Raw genomic sequence first — 16,097 nt, 5'->3', positions numbered from 1 at the left:
AAACGAAAGGAATTCAAATGACAACCCCAATAAGCCTGGTCATCATTGAAGATGATCAACAAATCGCAGAAATTCAGCGACGTTTTGTCGAAAGGATCGACGGCTTTCATGTGGTTGGTATCGCCCACAGTCTGAACGACGCACGTGATTTAATTGAGGTATTTCAACCTCAGTTGCTGCTGTTAGATAACCAGTTCCCGACCGGGACGGGGCTGGACTTGCTCCGGGAGTTACGCGCCGATGGTTGCAACACTGACGTGATTCTGGTTACCGCAGCCAAAGAAGTCGAGACCTTACGCACCGCAATGCGTTACGGCATTTTTGACTATATTCTCAAACCATTGGTTTTTGAGCGCCTGCAGGCGTCACTAGATAAGTTTCGTGGTCAGCTCAGCAAACTTTCCGACATGGAATCTCTGGTACAAAGCGATGTGGATGGCCTGCTTCAATCAGCGACAATCCAGCAAAATACATCTGGTGCCCCTCGCCTTCCCAAAGGCATTGACAGCATTACCCTGGACAAAATTCGAGCGGTATTCAAAAGCAGCCACAATGCCCTTAATGCCGAAGAAGTCGGGCAGTTAATCGGTGCCAGCCGGACGACAGCACGCCGCTATCTGGAATTTCTGGTCAGTACCGACGAGCTGAATGCTGAAGTGTCTTACGGCACTGTCGGTCGTCCTGAACGTCGATACCATCCGCTGTGAATCATCTGACTACGTTTAGGCAGCTGATACTTTTAATGATCACAATACACAGGCACGGGCACAGGCACAGGCACAGGCACAGCAGGCTGACCCAATTATTCAGGTCAGCATAACAAGCGTTAGACAGATCTCAATTTCCCAACGTCTATGTAACAACTTTGATTACAAGTATATGTGTGACTGTTAATATTCACGCCCAAAAAGTCCTACACTGAAAAAATGTCAGTCAACCACCATACATTGTTTCCCATACCCAAAAGCCTGCACACTGGTCTTTGTTACCTGGTGGTGGTGTCGATCATCGTATCGGGTTTACTTTCTTCACTGGTGGTGTTCAATGTCGGCCTGCTACCGGGTGCCAGCGCCGGATACCAAGAAACTGGATACCAAGAGACTGGCTACCAAGAAGCAGTATCCCAAGTAAACGAGCATCAAAAAAACGCATATCTAAGCAACGTGCCACAAAACTGGCAGACACGGGACAAAGTGTTGATATGCACCAGTCAGGGACTGAAGTGGGTTTCACTCAGTAGCCTGCAATCCAGCCAGGCTGAATCAGATACAAAAACTGACCACCAGACTCTCCTGAAAAGCCACTGTCCGGTGTTTAAACTGCATCCTGGCAACCACTTCAATCTGGAAGGGGCATTTTTACTGATCATGGCGCTGGTCAGTTATCGTCGGCGTGTTAAGCCTGTTTCCTCTCCCTTTACGATTAGTAAACGTTTTTACCGCTTTGCGCCCAAACATTCTCCACCACTGGATCACGTTAACTCAACTCAGTATTCAATGTGATTATTACCGCTGGATTGACCTTCCAGCCTTAAGGAGAAAAATTATGACACTTAAAAATGCCTTCATCTGCGCCACAATGTTGCTTGCTACACAATTTACGTTTTCTGGTATCGCGTCAGCCCATGAATACAAAGGGGGAAATCTGAACATTGATCACCCGTGGTCAAAAGAAGTCCCACCGACCTCACAGGTTGCTGCCGCTTTCTTTACTATCGATAATCACGGCAAAGAAGCGGACACCCTGCTCAGCGCCAGCTCTCCGATCGCCGGAAAAACCGAGTTGCATGCCCATGTGAATGAAAATGGCATGATGAAAATGCGGGAAGTACAAGAAATCACCATTCCTGCAGAAGGCCAGCAGAACCTTAAACCCGGCGGACTGCACATCATGTTCTTTGATTTGAAGAAAACCCCGGCACTGGGTGAAAGTTTCCCGCTCACTCTGAACTTCCAACATGCCGGTACCGTAGAAGTTGAAGTGAAGGTTGAAAAAGCGACTTATCAGTCAGATGCGATGAAGATGGATCATAGCGGTCACTGATAGCGAAATAACAAAATCATAATTAAATAAGCTGCCAAGTTGGCAGCTTATTTTTTCATTCATAATATGAATTGTTTCACAAATTCATCCAGACAGAATAATTTAAACCCACATGCGTTAATTTGAGATATAGAATCTTACTATCATTCCCCCTATTTCATCCTTTCACATGGAAAAAATGATACAAATTGAAGATAGTGAGCTTACTATAAATAATGTAAACACAATATTTGAAAGTGTCTTAAATCATATGGGCGCATATGTGTATATTAAAGATGTTTATGGAAACTATTTATACGTTAACCAATTAATTTGCGATCTTTTTCATTGCACGCCAGATGACATTATAGGAAAAAGTGATGAAAGCTTTTTTACCTCCAGTCATTTACAGGGGATTTTAGACAGTGACAGGCGCGTTATTGAAAAGAAGCAATTGGTCGAAATTGAAGAAAGCGGTTACCTGATTTCCCAGCAAGTGCTTCGCGTCTTTAAAACAGTCAAAGCGCCAATCTTCGGCAAAGACAAACAAGTGATCGGCTTATATGGTGTATCAACCGATATCACTGCGTTGCATAAGCTGAAACTGAAACTCGAAAATCAAGCCAATACAGACTATCTGACCAAACTGGCCAACCGGCGCTGCTTCTTCTATCAGGCTGATAAAGCTTTCTCATTCTCCAAGCGCCATGGTGTTCCTCTCTCGCTGCTGATCGCTGACATTGACCACTTCAAAAAAATCAACGATACCTTTGGTCACCATGCTGGTGATGAGGTGCTGAAAGCCCTCAGTATTTTTCTGAGCAACAACATTCGCAATGAAGATACGATCAGTCGGATCGGTGGAGAAGAGTTCGCATTTTTATTACCCGGCACCCCGCTCGATGCGGCACATTTACTAGCAGATCGTTTATGTGAGGCCGTCAGCAAGCACTTATTCAACGTCGGTAAATCACATATCAATTTAACCCTGAGTATTGGTGTAACAGATCTGTCAAATGATGACACAAAGTTTCATGCACTATTTCACCGTGCTGATGATGCGCTTTACAATGCTAAAAACAAAGGACGAAATCAGGTTATCGCCATATAAATCTCTATTCTATATTTAACAATATTAAACGACATAGATACTTGGAAAATCTCATACATCAGTTGCCCCTAATGTAACCATTCTGCTTACCCTATTTCTACAATTTACAATGTAGACATTTATATTTTCTATTTATTTAAATGACTTATCGACGCGCTATAGTCAACCAAGGTGCTGAGCCGCAAATATCATCAAGCCGTCATTTCTGTTCTGCTGTCTTCCTTGTCCTTTCTGAGCGATTGACTCATTTCTCACCACCGCAACTTGTCGCACGATAAAAAATGGGCATAATTAAATTTAAACGGATGTTTACATAAGGACGCAGGACGTGTCATCAATGATCAAACTTCACAGAATTGAAGGCTACATACAGACCATTTATCTGGCGGAATACCGCCGCGGCCTGCTTCTCCTTGACGGCTGCTGCCGGGCAGATATCCCTCTTATCAGAAGTTACATCACCCACACACTGCAGCGTGCATTCAGTGATTTATCCCTGGTGATTGTCACGCATATGCACCCTGACCACGCCGGGGCTGCACACCGCTTACGAACACTAACAGGATGCCGAATTTCCTCGGCAAATGTTCCCGGCCAATGGTACAGCGGACTTGACGGACAGTTGATGCATTGGGCCGATCTGGTGCTGGCAGACTGGGTTGCCAAACGTATGGGCAAGCCGCGTCGTTTTCTCTGGTACTCCGCCAAACTCAAACCTGACTTTCTGCTAGATGACGGCGAAAAGATTCCCGGTTTTCCAGATTGGCAAGCCATTTCAACTCAGGGCCATACAGATCGTGACTTGTCTCTTTATCACCAACCATCAAGAAAAGTCTATGTGGCCGACTTGATGGTAAAAGTGAAGGGGCGCTCCATCCCGCCATTTCCCGTATTCTACCCTAACCGTTACCGCGCCTCAGTACAGCGTATTATGGCACTTGAACCGGATGCCATCATTCTTGCTCATGGCGGAGAAATTACACCGTCCCCAGAAGACTATCAGCATGTGCTGGAGCGCGCCCCACGCAAACCGATCACTCACTGGCGAGCCGTGAAAAGTAAAATTAAGCGAGCCCTACGGCGACGCTGAAGCTGGGTCTGACAGGCATCTAAAACCGCGTACGTATCAATCCACTATTGATAAACTACGTTGCAAGGTCAGCCACTTTATGCAATCATCGCCCGCCTGTATATCGTTATTGTTTTGCTATTCAGTAAGATCGATGTCTAGACTTACTCCATAGCTGGCAGAACACTTCGTATAACCCCATTAATAAGGTATGGGGGTTTCTACCAGAATCCGTAAAATTCTGATTACGAAGAGTGAAGCGCAAATGTGCTTTTCTCTTTGTAATTCTTTCACTACTCAGCAGAAAAGTACCTTAGCGCTAATCTCCTCCTTCTGGCCATGTACCGGAAACAGATTTAACTCTATGAGAAGAATAAGGGCTTACTATGAAAGACTTTATCAACGGATTACCTAAAGTTGAACTCCACCTCCATATCGAAGGTTCTCTTGAGCCAGAGCTGATGTTTGAATTGGCGACACGCAACCAGGTCAGAATTCCTTTTGAAAGTCCTGAAGCCGTTCGGGCCGCCTATCAGTTCACCAATCTCCAATCGTTCCTGGATATTTACTATCAGGGCGCCAATGTACTGATTCACGAACAGGACTTTTACGATCTGACCTGGGCCTACATGCTGCGCTGTAAGCAGGATAATGTGATTCACACAGAGATTTTCTTTGACCCTCAAACCCACACCGAACGCGGAATTCCTTTTGATACCGTCATTAACGGTATCAGCCGCGCCCTTGATCAGGCGAAGAAAGAGCTTGGTATAAGCAGCCAGATCATTATGTGCTTCCTGCGTCACCTCGATGAAACATCGGCGTTCAAAACCCTTGAAGAAGCATTGCCGTTTAAAGACAAAATCGTGGGTGTTGGTCTGGATTCATCCGAACAAGGCAACCCGCCAGAAAAATTTGCTAGGGTCTTTAAAACCGCATTGCAGGCTGGGTTCAAAACAGTGGCCCACGCTGGTGAAGAAGGTCCGGCACAGAACATTTATGACGCGATAGAAATGCTTGGCGTTTCGCGGGTTGACCATGGCGTACGCTGTATCGAAGACGAAACCCTGGTCAGCCAGCTGGCTGAATCGCGAATGCCACTGACTGTCTGCCCACTCTCAAACATTAAGCTCAAAGTGTTTAAGACCATGGCCGAACACAACATTACGGATTTACTGGATAAAGGGCTTTGCGTCACCATCAATTCTGATGATCCTGCCTATTTTGGCGGGTACATGACAGACAACTTTTTAGCCGTGGCGCAAGCCCATCCACTCAGCAATTCACAACTCGCGCAGTTTACCCTGAATGCGATTGAAGCCAGCTTTATCTCCGATGAGGATAAAGCCAACTATTGCTGGCGTGTAGAAAACTACCTGAGCCAGCATGTTCGTACCCATTAATTCATAAACTTCACAAAGGCCGCTTTCACGCAGAGCAGAGAACAGAACAAAGATAAAATAAAGAAGAAGCCCCCATTTGGGGGCTTCTGATTATCTGGGTATTGCCTCAGTTCAGTCTCTGATAAACCCATTATTGTAGTGACGGGAATCTGGCACAATGTTGTGTTTATTCAACAAGCGATACATTGTTGCTCTTGAAACCCCCAGGTCTTTGGCTGCAGAAGCGACCTGACCACGATGTGTTTCCAGTACCGCAACCAGAACATCTTTTTCAGCTTCATCTTTAATATTTCGCAGACTTTGCTTCAGGTTTGCCTTACTAGGCAGATCAAAATGTTCTGCTCGTACTTCGCTGCCTTCTGCCAGCAATGCCGCACGTTTGACCTGATTAATCAACTCACGCACATTACCCGGCCAGCTGTAGCGAAGCAGTAGCTGTTTGGAATCTTCCGAAAACGAAGCAGCCATTGTGCTGTACTCGCGAGCAAACTTGGTCAAAAACGTTTCTGCTAAAAGGAAAATATCTGACCCACGTTCACGCAAGGTTGGTACTTTGATATGGAACACATTTAACCGGTAGAACAGCTCTTTACTGAATTCTCCGCTTGCCACAGCCGCCTCTAGATCAGCACTGGAAGTGGCAATGATTCGTATATCAGCCGCATCTTCTCCATCCAGTGTTTCGCTGGCCGGCGCTTGTAAATAAGTCAGCAGATCTTCTTGTAAGTCTTTTGACAGTTCTTCCACGTTATCGAGCATTAATGTGCCGGTAAAACGCGTACCATCTTCCTGACGATATGAACCGTCCAGCAGTGACATTTTGTCATCGTCACGATTTAAAGAGGCACAGTTTACGACAGTAAATGGTGTATTTTTACGCTTGGACAGGTTGTGAATCGATTTTGCTATCAACTCTTTACCTGTACCGTTTTCCCCAGTCAGGAATACATTCACTTCGGTCATTGCAACACGACGAACCATATCCCGTAATTGTTTAATAGATTTCGATTCACCAAACAGGCCCATATCATGCTGTGAGGTTATCTCGACCCAGGTACGTGATTCAATTTCCAACATTCCTAACTGGTGTCCGACCGTGTCAAGCAAATGACTACCCGGAACCGGAACGGTGAAATAATCAACGCAAAAGTTATTGATAAATTGGCAGATGGCATCCGTTTTCAGCTGCTCTTTTTTAATAATCGCAATCCATTTAACTTGTTTAGTTTTATTTGCCCTCAAAGAAATGCTATTCAAACTAAAGTCGTTATTGCTTAAATCAACGACACAGATGCATGGACTGTACTCTTCAAGAATTGAATCTGCAGTACGCAGGTCATAACAACAATGTGTTTTCCAACCTGATTGTTCAAGCAGCGCAATCCAAGGTTCATAATTACATCCAATTGCAACTAAACGACCAGTCATTGATTTATTTTGACTTTGAGCCACCATCGAAGTCACCTTCTATCAATTTATACTTATTATCAATGTAATAAAAATATAGGCAAAAAATTCATTTTTGGTAGAGTTTCAAAATTAAGAAATGCTTAAAACCCTAAAACAAATAAACAATTAATTACTTAATATCAACATTATCATTAACTTATCAGTGGTGAAAAAAGACAAAAAAAACTGAACTTTTTATTGTTTACGCCAAAAGAGATGCAAATAAAAAAGGTATTGCATTAGCAATACCTTTAGAATGGACAAAAAAGTGATAATATGACAAATTTTTACTATAAGACTAGTTTAATATCCATTGTAAAGAATGGAGTTTTCCAATCGGGTTTTAAAGAGAGTTTGTTGATTAAAGCTTTTAATATCAGCTTCAATATCCAAAACAGTCTGGTTGTTAATAACGGTGTTATCTTTTGAGTTCTGGACAAAGACACCCATCACATCAGATCCTGGCTTACCTTTAACAATATTATTATAGCCATGAGAAATGATTTTTACCGGGTCACCGTAATCATAGGTGTCCCTGCCATCCCGGCTGGTCAATATACCATTATTAATCGTAAAATCGGCGATGTGAGTGGAGTATACAGTTTCGCCATTAATAGCGGTACTGATTGATAGCCCTATGTTGATTATGTTGTCGCTGATAGAGACAAATCCCCCTCTTAATGAGGACATTTCACTCTCACTCAAGGAGGTTAAGCCCAATTCATCAACGGATAGATAACTGATAGAAGCATGCGCTAACAGCGCAGTACTCCCAAATGCCGTAGCGACAAATAACCGAGTTAACCTTTTCATACTAGCCTCTAATATTCATTCGACCCAGGTAGAGTAATGCTGAATGTCGATAACGAGTCTCTGACAACCGCTTCTGACGAGGGTGAAGGTGTATAAATATTGTAATTATCTGCAGTAATAAAGCTTTCGCGACCAATTTTCGCTCGGTTCTTCACAAGTAGCACAGCGCCTTTATAATAGTTTTTGAAATCATCTATTGGCATCATAAGTGTACCACGAGATGGATCACCGAGAATCACATTCTTTTTATTCATCCCTTTAATAACAACAAAGTGCATATATCCATCAAAGTTCACAATTGTAATTGCTGGAATGCGTATTTTTTGAAACCGTTCAAGCGGGATATTATACCCGTTCGCATCAAGCCCAAGAGAATCCAGATATTTTTTCATGTCTAACATTGAAAATCCCTGTTTTTCAATTTTTTTCTTATCACCATTTTTAAACATGAAATCAAAAATCGTATTTTCCTGCGCATCAATACCATAATGAAACCTCAACAGCGATGCCAGGGCAGCTGAACCACAGCTAAAGTCATATTGTTGTTTAAAAACATCACCAAAAAGTTGTTCTTGATAACTCTTTACTTGAACGTTGTACCCGCCGCGACTAGGGAAATAGTCCAGTGCCAATACATGTGTTGATGTAAACAGGCCGATAAGCAATAAAGTTGATCTTTTCATACGCTTGCCGCCTACCTGAAAACTGAAGTTATAGTTACTATAGTGAATCTGCAGAAGTCACAAATATCAGATTTGATAACCCGAAATAAAAAGGGCCTTACGGCCCTTTATATTTTTAGTAGGAACCACCACTACCTGAGCCAACAAGCGCTGCGTTTGTGCTTGAAGTTTGTTGTACAAGGGAGTTGTTACCCACGTTCTGACCCGCGATGTTAATACCTGATGCACTACCGTAAGACATGTGCATGTTGTTCGCATGGTCAACCATGACATCAGTTGATGAGCCTTTACAGCATGCCCCACCGTAAGTAACACTCGTATCCATAACAGAACCATATAGTGTTGATTCTGCAAGGTATTTGTTGACTTCAACATCAATATCTACATCTTTTGAAGCATCCTTGTAAGAATTATCTTCATAGTCAAACTCGTGAGTATTACCCACATTTTTCATTTTCAGATAATCATCATCTGATGAACTGTATTTGCTGTAATTGACAGTCTTATCGTATGAAAGATCAACGTCAACATTTGTAGTTTTGTTATAGCTACCATCAATGGTGACGTTATCATAATCGTCATAGCCATTATCGTAACCGCCGTAACCACCATATCCGCCGTCAGCCAGTGCAAGAGGTGACGCAATAATTGCTGCTAGTAGCATAATTTTTGTATTACGCATGATCATACTCCAAATTAATTATATATATTTATTCAGATAAATCCGTTTCAAATGGTAATCAATTATCTTTGAGGATAATGATAAAAACCAAGATCTTAGAAGATTTGTTATGCCCTGCGAAACCAACATATTTCTATTGTTATTTGTTGGATACTAACTTTCAGTTAGCGTAGATAGACTAACAATTACTTCAATGTCAGGTTTACCACTGTTGCATTCTGAATTAACACATTGTTACCTGTGTTTTGGACTATATTAAACACGCCAGATGAATTACTTAATGAACCTGCATCAATCAGGTTATCACCTGTTGTATTGTTATAGGCCGCGTTTCCTGCAACATCACCATTCATTTCCGAACTGGCGTAAAGATTATCCAACTTCAGCTCATACTCCCCTCCCCTTGAAACAGACATCATTTCGGACGAGAGCTGTTCGGAATTTGCTAGAATATCCAACTCATCAGCAGCAAAAGCACTGGTTGTTGCTATCATTGCCGCTATCAGCGTTAAATATTTCATGACATCCTCCTGAGGGCTGACTTGCAGCCCTCAGTTATACTTGATTAATTACCTGCTAACATGGCGTTGGTGCTAGCACTTTGCTGAACCAAGGAGTTGTTACCCGCATTCTGACCAGCAATATTGATACCTGAAGCACCGCCAAATGCACCGGACATATCATTAGTGTGGTTAACAGTCAGTGTTGAACCTGAACCATAGCCACCACCGTAACCACCGCCGTAGCTGCCGTAACCATGGCCACTGTCACAGCAAGCACCGCCGTAAGTCACTTCACTGTAGGTGACTGCACCGTCTAGGTGAGAAACAGCCTGAACGTCGTTGTACTCTAAATTGATATTCCAATCCTGGCTGTAATCATGTGAGCTGTTATCAGTCCAGGTTTTTTTGTACGTGTTATTCACGTCGTACATTTTCAAAACATCGTCATCAGACTTGTAAGTCTTTTCGATGTTGTACTCTTTATTTACGTCTACATACAGACTGGCGTCTAAAGACTTGTTGTATGAGTCAGAAACTGTTTTATCACTGCTGTCATAACCACCGTATGGGTTATAAGGGTCATAATATGTATTTGCTAGCGCAAGAGGTGAAGCTACGACTGCTACTAATAGTGCGATATGTGTTTTACGCATGATAGTACTCCAAATATATTGAGAGTTATTTTCTTATAATCACTCGCACGTGTTTGCGAGATAACTTAACTATAGCGATGGCAAGTTTGGCTTCTGTATTATTTTTAATAAAAATAGAATCAATTAAATCATTAAATTTCCTTTTTAATTACCTCTATTTATATCGTAAACATATTGAAATTTTGTCTCACATTTTCAATTGTCAGAGCACCTTTTTATTTTTAAGAAAAATTTAACCTGTTTCTCATTTTATAGAAGGATATGGTTTGTTCTCATTACTAAGACTTATTCTGAGAATCTCAGTTACCACCTTATTCTCACCTCGACTATGATTTTCTTAACAGTTCGTTTCACTTTTTTATTCATAAAAGAAGCCTACTGCTTTTATACCTTCAGGGGTTAGCCGTTTAGTAATAAGTGAGGAAATCGTGACTACTTTCAATAACAAAAGCCTAATCGTGCTTCTTGCTTTGGTGTCCGGAGGTGTAGCAGCAGAAGAACCTGCTGAAACAGCTCCAGACAAAAAGCCGAAAAGGGTTCAAACGGTCGCTGACATTTTTGAACAGCCAGGCGTTCTGACCCCTAAAGGATCCTTTGTTCTGGATACCAGTCTTTCCTTTACCCAGAACTCATCTAATACCGTATCTGTCGTAGGTTACACCGTTTTGCCGTCTTTGATTGTTGGCCTTATCGAAGCCAATGACACTGACCGAACAACACTCACATTCGGTTTAACGGGCCGTTACGGGATCACCAACCGACTGGAAGTAGAAGCCAGAATTCCCTGGGTATATCGTTATGATTCGATTTCTCGTCGAAGCGTGAATGGCTCAGGCAGTGATGCGCCTGAACTCAGAACCTTTGATAATAGTGATCTTGGCGATATAGAAGCGGCCTTTAAGTATCAAATTAATATGCTAGAAGCGCCTTACTGGATCGCAGGTGTCCGTTTTAAAACAACCACAGGTTCATCGCCATATGATGTGCCTATTGACGATCAGTTCGGTTTTGCAGAACTGCCTACGGGCTCTGGATTTCCAAGTATAGAGCCGAGCATGACAATGATTATGCCCATCGACCCGGCGGTTATTTATGCCAACCTGAGCTACATCTGGAATATTGAAGATGATGTAACGGTTGAACAAGACGGTGAACGGACTAAAACCAGTATTGACTTAGGTGATACCATTGGTTTCAGCGCCGGTATGGGTTTTGCCGTCAATCCCCGTTTTTCATTCAGCCTGGGCCTTAGCCACAAAACCATCTTCAAATCAGAAGTGAATGGTTCTACCCCGGCGGATGCCAAATTGCTGCAACTGGACTCTATTTCGATGGGTGCCAACTACGCCATTAACCGAGATACAACACTGAACGTCGGTGTGACAGCCGGTTTAACCGCTGACGCCCCTGACTTCCAACTTTCTGTCCGCATTCCATATACGCTGAAATAACGCGCATCTGTTCCCCGTCAGTTCACTGGCGGGGAATCCTTCAATGACTAAAGTCTAATTTTCCTCTAAGCTATAACGCTATTACTATGAGTGACAGGAAAATTGCATGTCTACGCCACTAGACCCAAGCCAAATTGCGACAATCCAAAATTATGATTCAGAGAAACGCTACCAGTATCTGCTGAAAGAAGTGGTAGCCAATCGAGAAATTTGGATTCTGACTGACGAACATGGCTGCGTCATGCTGAATACAGAAGATGATGACTGTGTACCGGTTTGGCCTAACCGTGAGTTTGCAGAAGCCTGGGCAACCGGAGACTGGGAGTCCTGCAAGGCTGAATCAATTTCGCTGAATAAATGGCATAGCCGCTGGACTTATGGCTTAGCGGATGATCAACTGGCTGTTGTCGTCTTTCCGAATGTGGACGAAGATGGCTTAGTTATCGATCCTGAAGAGCTGGATTTTGAACTGCGTCAGCAGGAAAAGAAACAATCCCGCTAAGTTGCGATTATTGCTCCTGCGAATTTTTGGGCAACCCGCTCTCAAAATTGCTGACACCAATAAAGAGGGAGTGTTTGACTCCCCCTTTTTTACCATCACTTCCTACAGAAACTGCGTTAACTTTACGAGGAATGTTGCCATGGAGGCATTTTTTACCCAACTCAAACAGCAGCCGGAATCAGTAAGTTTCAGCCAGGTCATGCAGGTTATCAACGACAACTACGCATATGCCCCTGTGACCTTCTCAAACGGTTTAGGCAAAGAAACGTTGACTAATCCAGCCGGTACGAATGAAGGCTCCTGCCGCATCTTTGCCTTCGCTCAACTGAACAAACTGACAGAAGCTGAAACACTCGCCTGCTTTGGTGAGTTTTACCGTAATGATGTTTTGCAACACCCAGCTGGCAGCGATCATCAGAACATTCGCCATTTTATGAAGTATGGCTGGGCCGGGATTAAGTTTGACGACTGCCCTCTGACCACCAAACCCTGATGTTTCGAGCTTTTTATTACATCAACAACATAAGCAATAAAGCTTAAACAAACGCCCGCAAAAGAAAACGCCCGATCATCACTGAATACCGGGCGTTGTTTAGAATGCTTAATGCAGCGGCTTTTTACAGTGCGAGCACGTTGATGGCGGCTTCATAAAAAATGGGCTGCGGCTCGGGTGTGCGCAGGCATCACAAAAACGTGTTGAACGAATGGTAAGCCAGGTCAAAGGCACCATAAAAGCCAGCAATCCCAGCATCATGGTGAATGGCGGTTGCATGTAAACAATCACCGCAGCAATCACGACATTACTGACGATCGTGTACACCGGCCACAACTTACGTTTTTTCGCAACGTCTTTTCCCCGATGAAACAGCATAAAGCTGCCCAGCGCCATACCAAGCCATACGGCCGCAAAAATGATTAATAGATCTTGTTGCATATTTTACCCTGGCAGTTGTGCTCGCCTGTAGATGTTAAAAAAGCAGATGTAGCGTCTCATCTGCTCACGCCATTCCGATAGCGTCATAGCAGCCATATCTCGTGTGTAAGGCACTTATCCAGGCGCTTTTTCCTGACTCACCTCCCGCTATCAGGCCAAAATTTTATCATTAAACACGTCAGATCCTTTCGGAATGATAAGGAATGTTACAAATCACTTCACAGAATCGATGATTTATCACCAATGTGATCGATTTCACTTCACGCTGACGTAAAATTCATGTGTCGTTCAGATAAAGTTGATAATCTCATTACTGAAGAAAATCATTCGGCAACACAACTGGATACGTCGCTTTTGCATGGGGCTACCCATCATTTTAACGTTTTACGTATCAGCCAGAAATCTGGCGAAACAGGAGTTGTTTAATGGATATTAAAGGCGTACTACGTACCGCATTTATTCTGTTCTGTGTGATGGGTCGAGGCTCTGCCATTGCCTCCCCGACACTGAATGACTTTGACCGTCTGGATTATGAGGTCTCATCCAAGCAATCCGAGACTAGCAAGAAATCGTTTCAGCGCAGTCTGAGTGGCCTATATAGCATCAATAGTTGGCGCTCATCAGACATTCGACAGCCTTACAGCCACTTTAATGCGCTGTATCAGGTCGCTCCGCATGCACAAGAAGAGCTAAGCAACCTGATTAAAGAAGTGGGGATGATGACCGGGAACGACGTGATTATTCCTGATGTAAAATCCAAAGAACGCGCGCTCAGTAAAATTGAGACAGAGCTCAATGGCGATGCCAGCCAGATCACCGACCTGGCTCGTGCATCCATTGTTGCCCGTGATATTCCCAGCCTGGTACAGGCATTTGAACTGGTTGGAAAGGAGTCGACCCTGATTGCGGTTAAGAACCGTTTTAAAAATCCGGCCCCGTCAGGTTACCGCGACCTGAAAGTGTTGGTTCAATTGCCGGAAACCGGCATGATTGCTGAAGTTCAGCTTCACCTGGATGCGATTTCTACCGTCAAAAGCGGCCCTGAGCATGACATCTATGAACAGATTCAGCACATTGAGCGTCGCGCACAACATGAATCTCGCGACCTGAGTGAATTTGAACTGGCCCAAATCAGCCAACTTAGGGTTACTTCACAGGCTCTGTATCATGATGCCTGGCAGCAATACCTGCACCCTAACCGGCTGGCTAGCTAACCAGCCGTCAGGTTCACACCAGGCACTAACACTGATATTACTCAGCGGGATTGACTAAAAAGGGGTTTTAATCGACGGGTTTTAGTTTTCAGCATGTAAACTGCAGTTCTGGCCGCCGACCCACTGCTGTCGGATCCGTCGTCCCTATCTACTTATTATCAACCTAGCTATTATCAACCTATTTAACTATCCACCTATGTAACTATCTACCAATTTACCTCTCTAACCTAATGAGCGGCGGCCAACTTTATACCCGTAATCACAAACCATCGAAAGTGCAGCTTCACAGCATAATTACGACTTCTGTGAAAAGTGCTGTGAAGCGCCTATTCAAACACACAATCTCAGGGATAACAGGAATCAATTAGTCACGGTGGTGTCTCAAACTACAGACAGTTTTTCGATATTGAGTCTCAAAAGTCGCTCATGACGGTTTTGTGACACAGTGATGTTGTCTACGGTTAAATAACAGGTGTTTAGTTTTGCGTGTAAATTACCTGCGTTTGAAACGTGTCCACTACCAGATGAGGGAACCATGAGTGACCGCTACCAACCCATTGATTGCGCCCTGTATGACCATTTTGAGCTAGCCTGCCTGTATCATTACGATGTGCAGCTGGAATTACGGGATGGTTCTACTGTAGAAGGAAGGTGTATCGATACCGACATTCAGCCGGACAAATCGGAATGGCTGATCTGTAAAACACAGTATCAATACACCAAAATACGACTGGATTGCATTAACCGCATGAAAGCTTTGACCCCTAATGCCCGTTTTGATGAAGTCACCAAGAGTGAATTTGATAAAACCGTTGGTGTATGACAACGGCATCCAGCCTGCTGAAATCAAGTTCAGCATCAGACCAAATGCCACATTACGTAAAACAACGTAAAACAGGTTCAAGTACATAAATGAAAGGCTGCCCATTTGGCAGCCTTTCACAGATATAAGTCTTTGGGAGCCGCAGATGTTTTCGCTGCAAAGCATTAACATACTACGCTGGCTTCTGTATGCTCAGCTCGCAGCCTGAAGCACCGTTTCAGACGCCTCAGGCAACAACTCTTCGACAATGCGCTTGAGCAGGAACGTTTCGCGCTCAATCGACATGCCTTTCTTCTCACTGTTCGCCATGGTGTGTTCATTATGAGCGATAGCATCAAAGATATTGATCCACACAGGTTTCATCCCATTACTGACTTCATAGTCTTCCAAACGGGTCTCACCGAGTTCATCATCAATCGTACACACATAGCAGTATGATTCCATGTGCATGATATCGAAATCCGGTTTATACCAAGGGCGATATTCTTCATACAGACCAAATTCACGAATGTCGCGAATATTTCTGGCACCGGTTTCTTCCTGCAGCTCACGAATCAGCCCTTCAACAGCGTCTTCTCCATCATCCAGTCCACCACCCGGCAACGTGTAATCGTGATAACGTGCGGTATACACCATCAGGATCTCTTCGCCTTTCAGGATGATGCCACGTGCCGCTTTACGATGGAAAAGCGTGCCGTCCAAATTAGTCAGCTCGGGATGGACACTTGATTGGAGTAAACGCATGGAAGAAGTCTCTGCTACCGGATGAAAGAGCCGGGCATTGT

At 43.7% G+C, this 16,097-nt stretch carries 19 protein-coding genes and 1 riboswitch; of the genes, 11 read left to right on the top strand and 8 right to left on the bottom strand.

Going from position 1 to position 16,097, the window contains the following annotated elements; genetic code table 11:
• Positions 1–17 precede the first annotated feature (17 nt).
• The 6 genes from C9I92_RS09300 (at position 18) to C9I92_RS09275 (ending at position 5,605) form a co-directional block, all read left to right on the top strand.
• Entirely contained in the window at positions 18–707 is a 690-nt protein-coding gene (locus C9I92_RS09300; RefSeq protein ID WP_047884574.1) for a response regulator, read from the top strand.
• Positions 708–926: 219 nt separating this feature from the next.
• Positions 927–1,502 carry a hypothetical protein gene (locus C9I92_RS09295; protein WP_047884575.1) on the top strand — a complete coding sequence of 192 codons (576 nt, stop codon included), beginning with the start codon at positions 927–929 and terminating at the stop codon, positions 1,500–1,502.
• A 43-nt stretch (positions 1,503–1,545) separates the two neighbouring features.
• Positions 1,546–2,043: a copper chaperone PCu(A)C gene (locus C9I92_RS09290; RefSeq protein ID WP_047884576.1), complete on the top strand. Its 498-nt coding sequence runs from the start codon at positions 1,546–1,548 to the stop codon at positions 2,041–2,043.
• A 178-nt stretch (positions 2,044–2,221) separates the two neighbouring features.
• A complete protein-coding gene (locus C9I92_RS09285) occupies positions 2,222–3,133 on the top strand; it encodes a sensor domain-containing diguanylate cyclase (protein ID WP_047884846.1) in 912 nt (303 codons plus the stop codon).
• A 340-nt stretch (positions 3,134–3,473) separates the two neighbouring features.
• Positions 3,474–4,223, top strand: coding sequence for an MBL fold metallo-hydrolase (locus tag C9I92_RS09280; protein ID WP_047884847.1), 750 nt, complete (start codon positions 3,474–3,476; stop codon positions 4,221–4,223).
• Positions 4,224–4,370: 147 nt separating this feature from the next.
• Positions 4,371–4,470: riboswitch (purine riboswitch) on the top strand.
• Positions 4,471–4,588: 118 nt separating this feature from the next.
• Complete coding sequence (locus C9I92_RS09275) at positions 4,589–5,605, top strand: adenosine deaminase (RefSeq protein ID WP_047884577.1); 1,017 nt, start codon at positions 4,589–4,591, stop codon at positions 5,603–5,605.
• 111 nt (positions 5,606–5,716) lie between these two features.
• Here the strand turns inward: C9I92_RS09275 and C9I92_RS09270 are convergent, their stop codons facing one another.
• The 6 genes from C9I92_RS09270 to C9I92_RS09245 form a co-directional block, all read right to left on the bottom strand.
• Entirely contained in the window at positions 5,717–7,060 is a 1,344-nt protein-coding gene (locus tag C9I92_RS09270) for a sigma-54-dependent transcriptional regulator (RefSeq protein ID WP_047884578.1), read from the bottom strand.
• A 297-nt stretch (positions 7,061–7,357) separates the two neighbouring features.
• A complete protein-coding gene (locus C9I92_RS09265; RefSeq protein WP_047884579.1) occupies positions 7,358–7,867 on the bottom strand; it encodes a hypothetical protein in 510 nt (169 codons plus the stop codon).
• Positions 7,868–7,875: 8 nt separating this feature from the next.
• Entirely contained in the window at positions 7,876–8,550 is a 675-nt protein-coding gene (locus tag C9I92_RS09260) for a C39 family peptidase (protein WP_047884580.1), read from the bottom strand.
• 115 nt (positions 8,551–8,665) lie between these two features.
• Positions 8,666–9,232: a hypothetical protein gene (locus tag C9I92_RS09255; protein WP_047884581.1), complete on the bottom strand. Its 567-nt coding sequence runs from the start codon at positions 9,230–9,232 to the stop codon at positions 8,666–8,668.
• Between the two features lie 185 nt (positions 9,233–9,417).
• The gene (locus C9I92_RS09250) at positions 9,418–9,753 is read right to left on the bottom strand and encodes a hypothetical protein (protein WP_047884582.1); all 336 of its coding nucleotides are present in this window, start codon (positions 9,751–9,753) and stop codon (positions 9,418–9,420) included.
• 44 nt (positions 9,754–9,797) lie between these two features.
• Complete coding sequence (locus C9I92_RS09245; protein ID WP_047884583.1) at positions 9,798–10,388, bottom strand: hypothetical protein; 591 nt, start codon at positions 10,386–10,388, stop codon at positions 9,798–9,800.
• A 428-nt stretch (positions 10,389–10,816) separates the two neighbouring features.
• On the opposite strand from C9I92_RS09245, the gene C9I92_RS09240 reads away from it, so the two are divergent.
• The 3 genes from C9I92_RS09240 (at position 10,817) to C9I92_RS09230 (ending at position 12,834) form a co-directional block, all read left to right on the top strand.
• Positions 10,817–11,839 (top strand): transporter, encoded by a 1,023-nt coding sequence (locus C9I92_RS09240; RefSeq protein ID WP_047884584.1) that lies wholly within the window; start codon positions 10,817–10,819, stop codon positions 11,837–11,839.
• A gap of 106 nt (positions 11,840–11,945) precedes the next feature.
• The gene (locus tag C9I92_RS09235; protein WP_047884585.1) at positions 11,946–12,341 is read left to right on the top strand and encodes a DUF2750 domain-containing protein; all 396 of its coding nucleotides are present in this window, start codon (positions 11,946–11,948) and stop codon (positions 12,339–12,341) included.
• A gap of 139 nt (positions 12,342–12,480) precedes the next feature.
• The gene (locus C9I92_RS09230) at positions 12,481–12,834 is read left to right on the top strand and encodes a HopJ type III effector protein (protein WP_047884586.1); all 354 of its coding nucleotides are present in this window, start codon (positions 12,481–12,483) and stop codon (positions 12,832–12,834) included.
• A gap of 108 nt (positions 12,835–12,942) precedes the next feature.
• Here the strand turns inward: C9I92_RS09230 and C9I92_RS09225 are convergent, their stop codons facing one another.
• Positions 12,943–13,275 carry a hypothetical protein gene (locus C9I92_RS09225; RefSeq protein WP_047884587.1) on the bottom strand — a complete coding sequence of 111 codons (333 nt, stop codon included), beginning with the start codon at positions 13,273–13,275 and terminating at the stop codon, positions 12,943–12,945.
• Between the two features lie 425 nt (positions 13,276–13,700).
• Between C9I92_RS09225 and C9I92_RS09220 the strand changes: the two genes are divergently transcribed.
• Complete coding sequence (locus tag C9I92_RS09220) at positions 13,701–14,489, top strand: RelA/SpoT domain-containing protein (protein ID WP_047884588.1); 789 nt, start codon at positions 13,701–13,703, stop codon at positions 14,487–14,489.
• Positions 14,490–15,024: 535 nt separating this feature from the next.
• The gene (locus C9I92_RS09215; protein ID WP_047884589.1) at positions 15,025–15,312 is read left to right on the top strand and encodes a Rho-binding antiterminator; all 288 of its coding nucleotides are present in this window, start codon (positions 15,025–15,027) and stop codon (positions 15,310–15,312) included.
• A gap of 192 nt (positions 15,313–15,504) precedes the next feature.
• Here the strand turns inward: C9I92_RS09215 and C9I92_RS09210 are convergent, their stop codons facing one another.
• Positions 15,505–16,056 carry an NUDIX hydrolase gene (locus tag C9I92_RS09210; RefSeq protein WP_047884848.1) on the bottom strand — a complete coding sequence of 184 codons (552 nt, stop codon included), beginning with the start codon at positions 16,054–16,056 and terminating at the stop codon, positions 15,505–15,507.
• Positions 16,057–16,097 lie beyond the last annotated feature (41 nt).

This window comes from Photobacterium ganghwense (genome assembly GCF_003025595.1).
In the GTDB taxonomy this organism is placed as follows: Bacteria; Pseudomonadota; Gammaproteobacteria; order Enterobacterales; family Vibrionaceae; genus Photobacterium; species Photobacterium ganghwense.
This window is presented reverse-complemented; position numbering and strand designations above follow the sequence as displayed.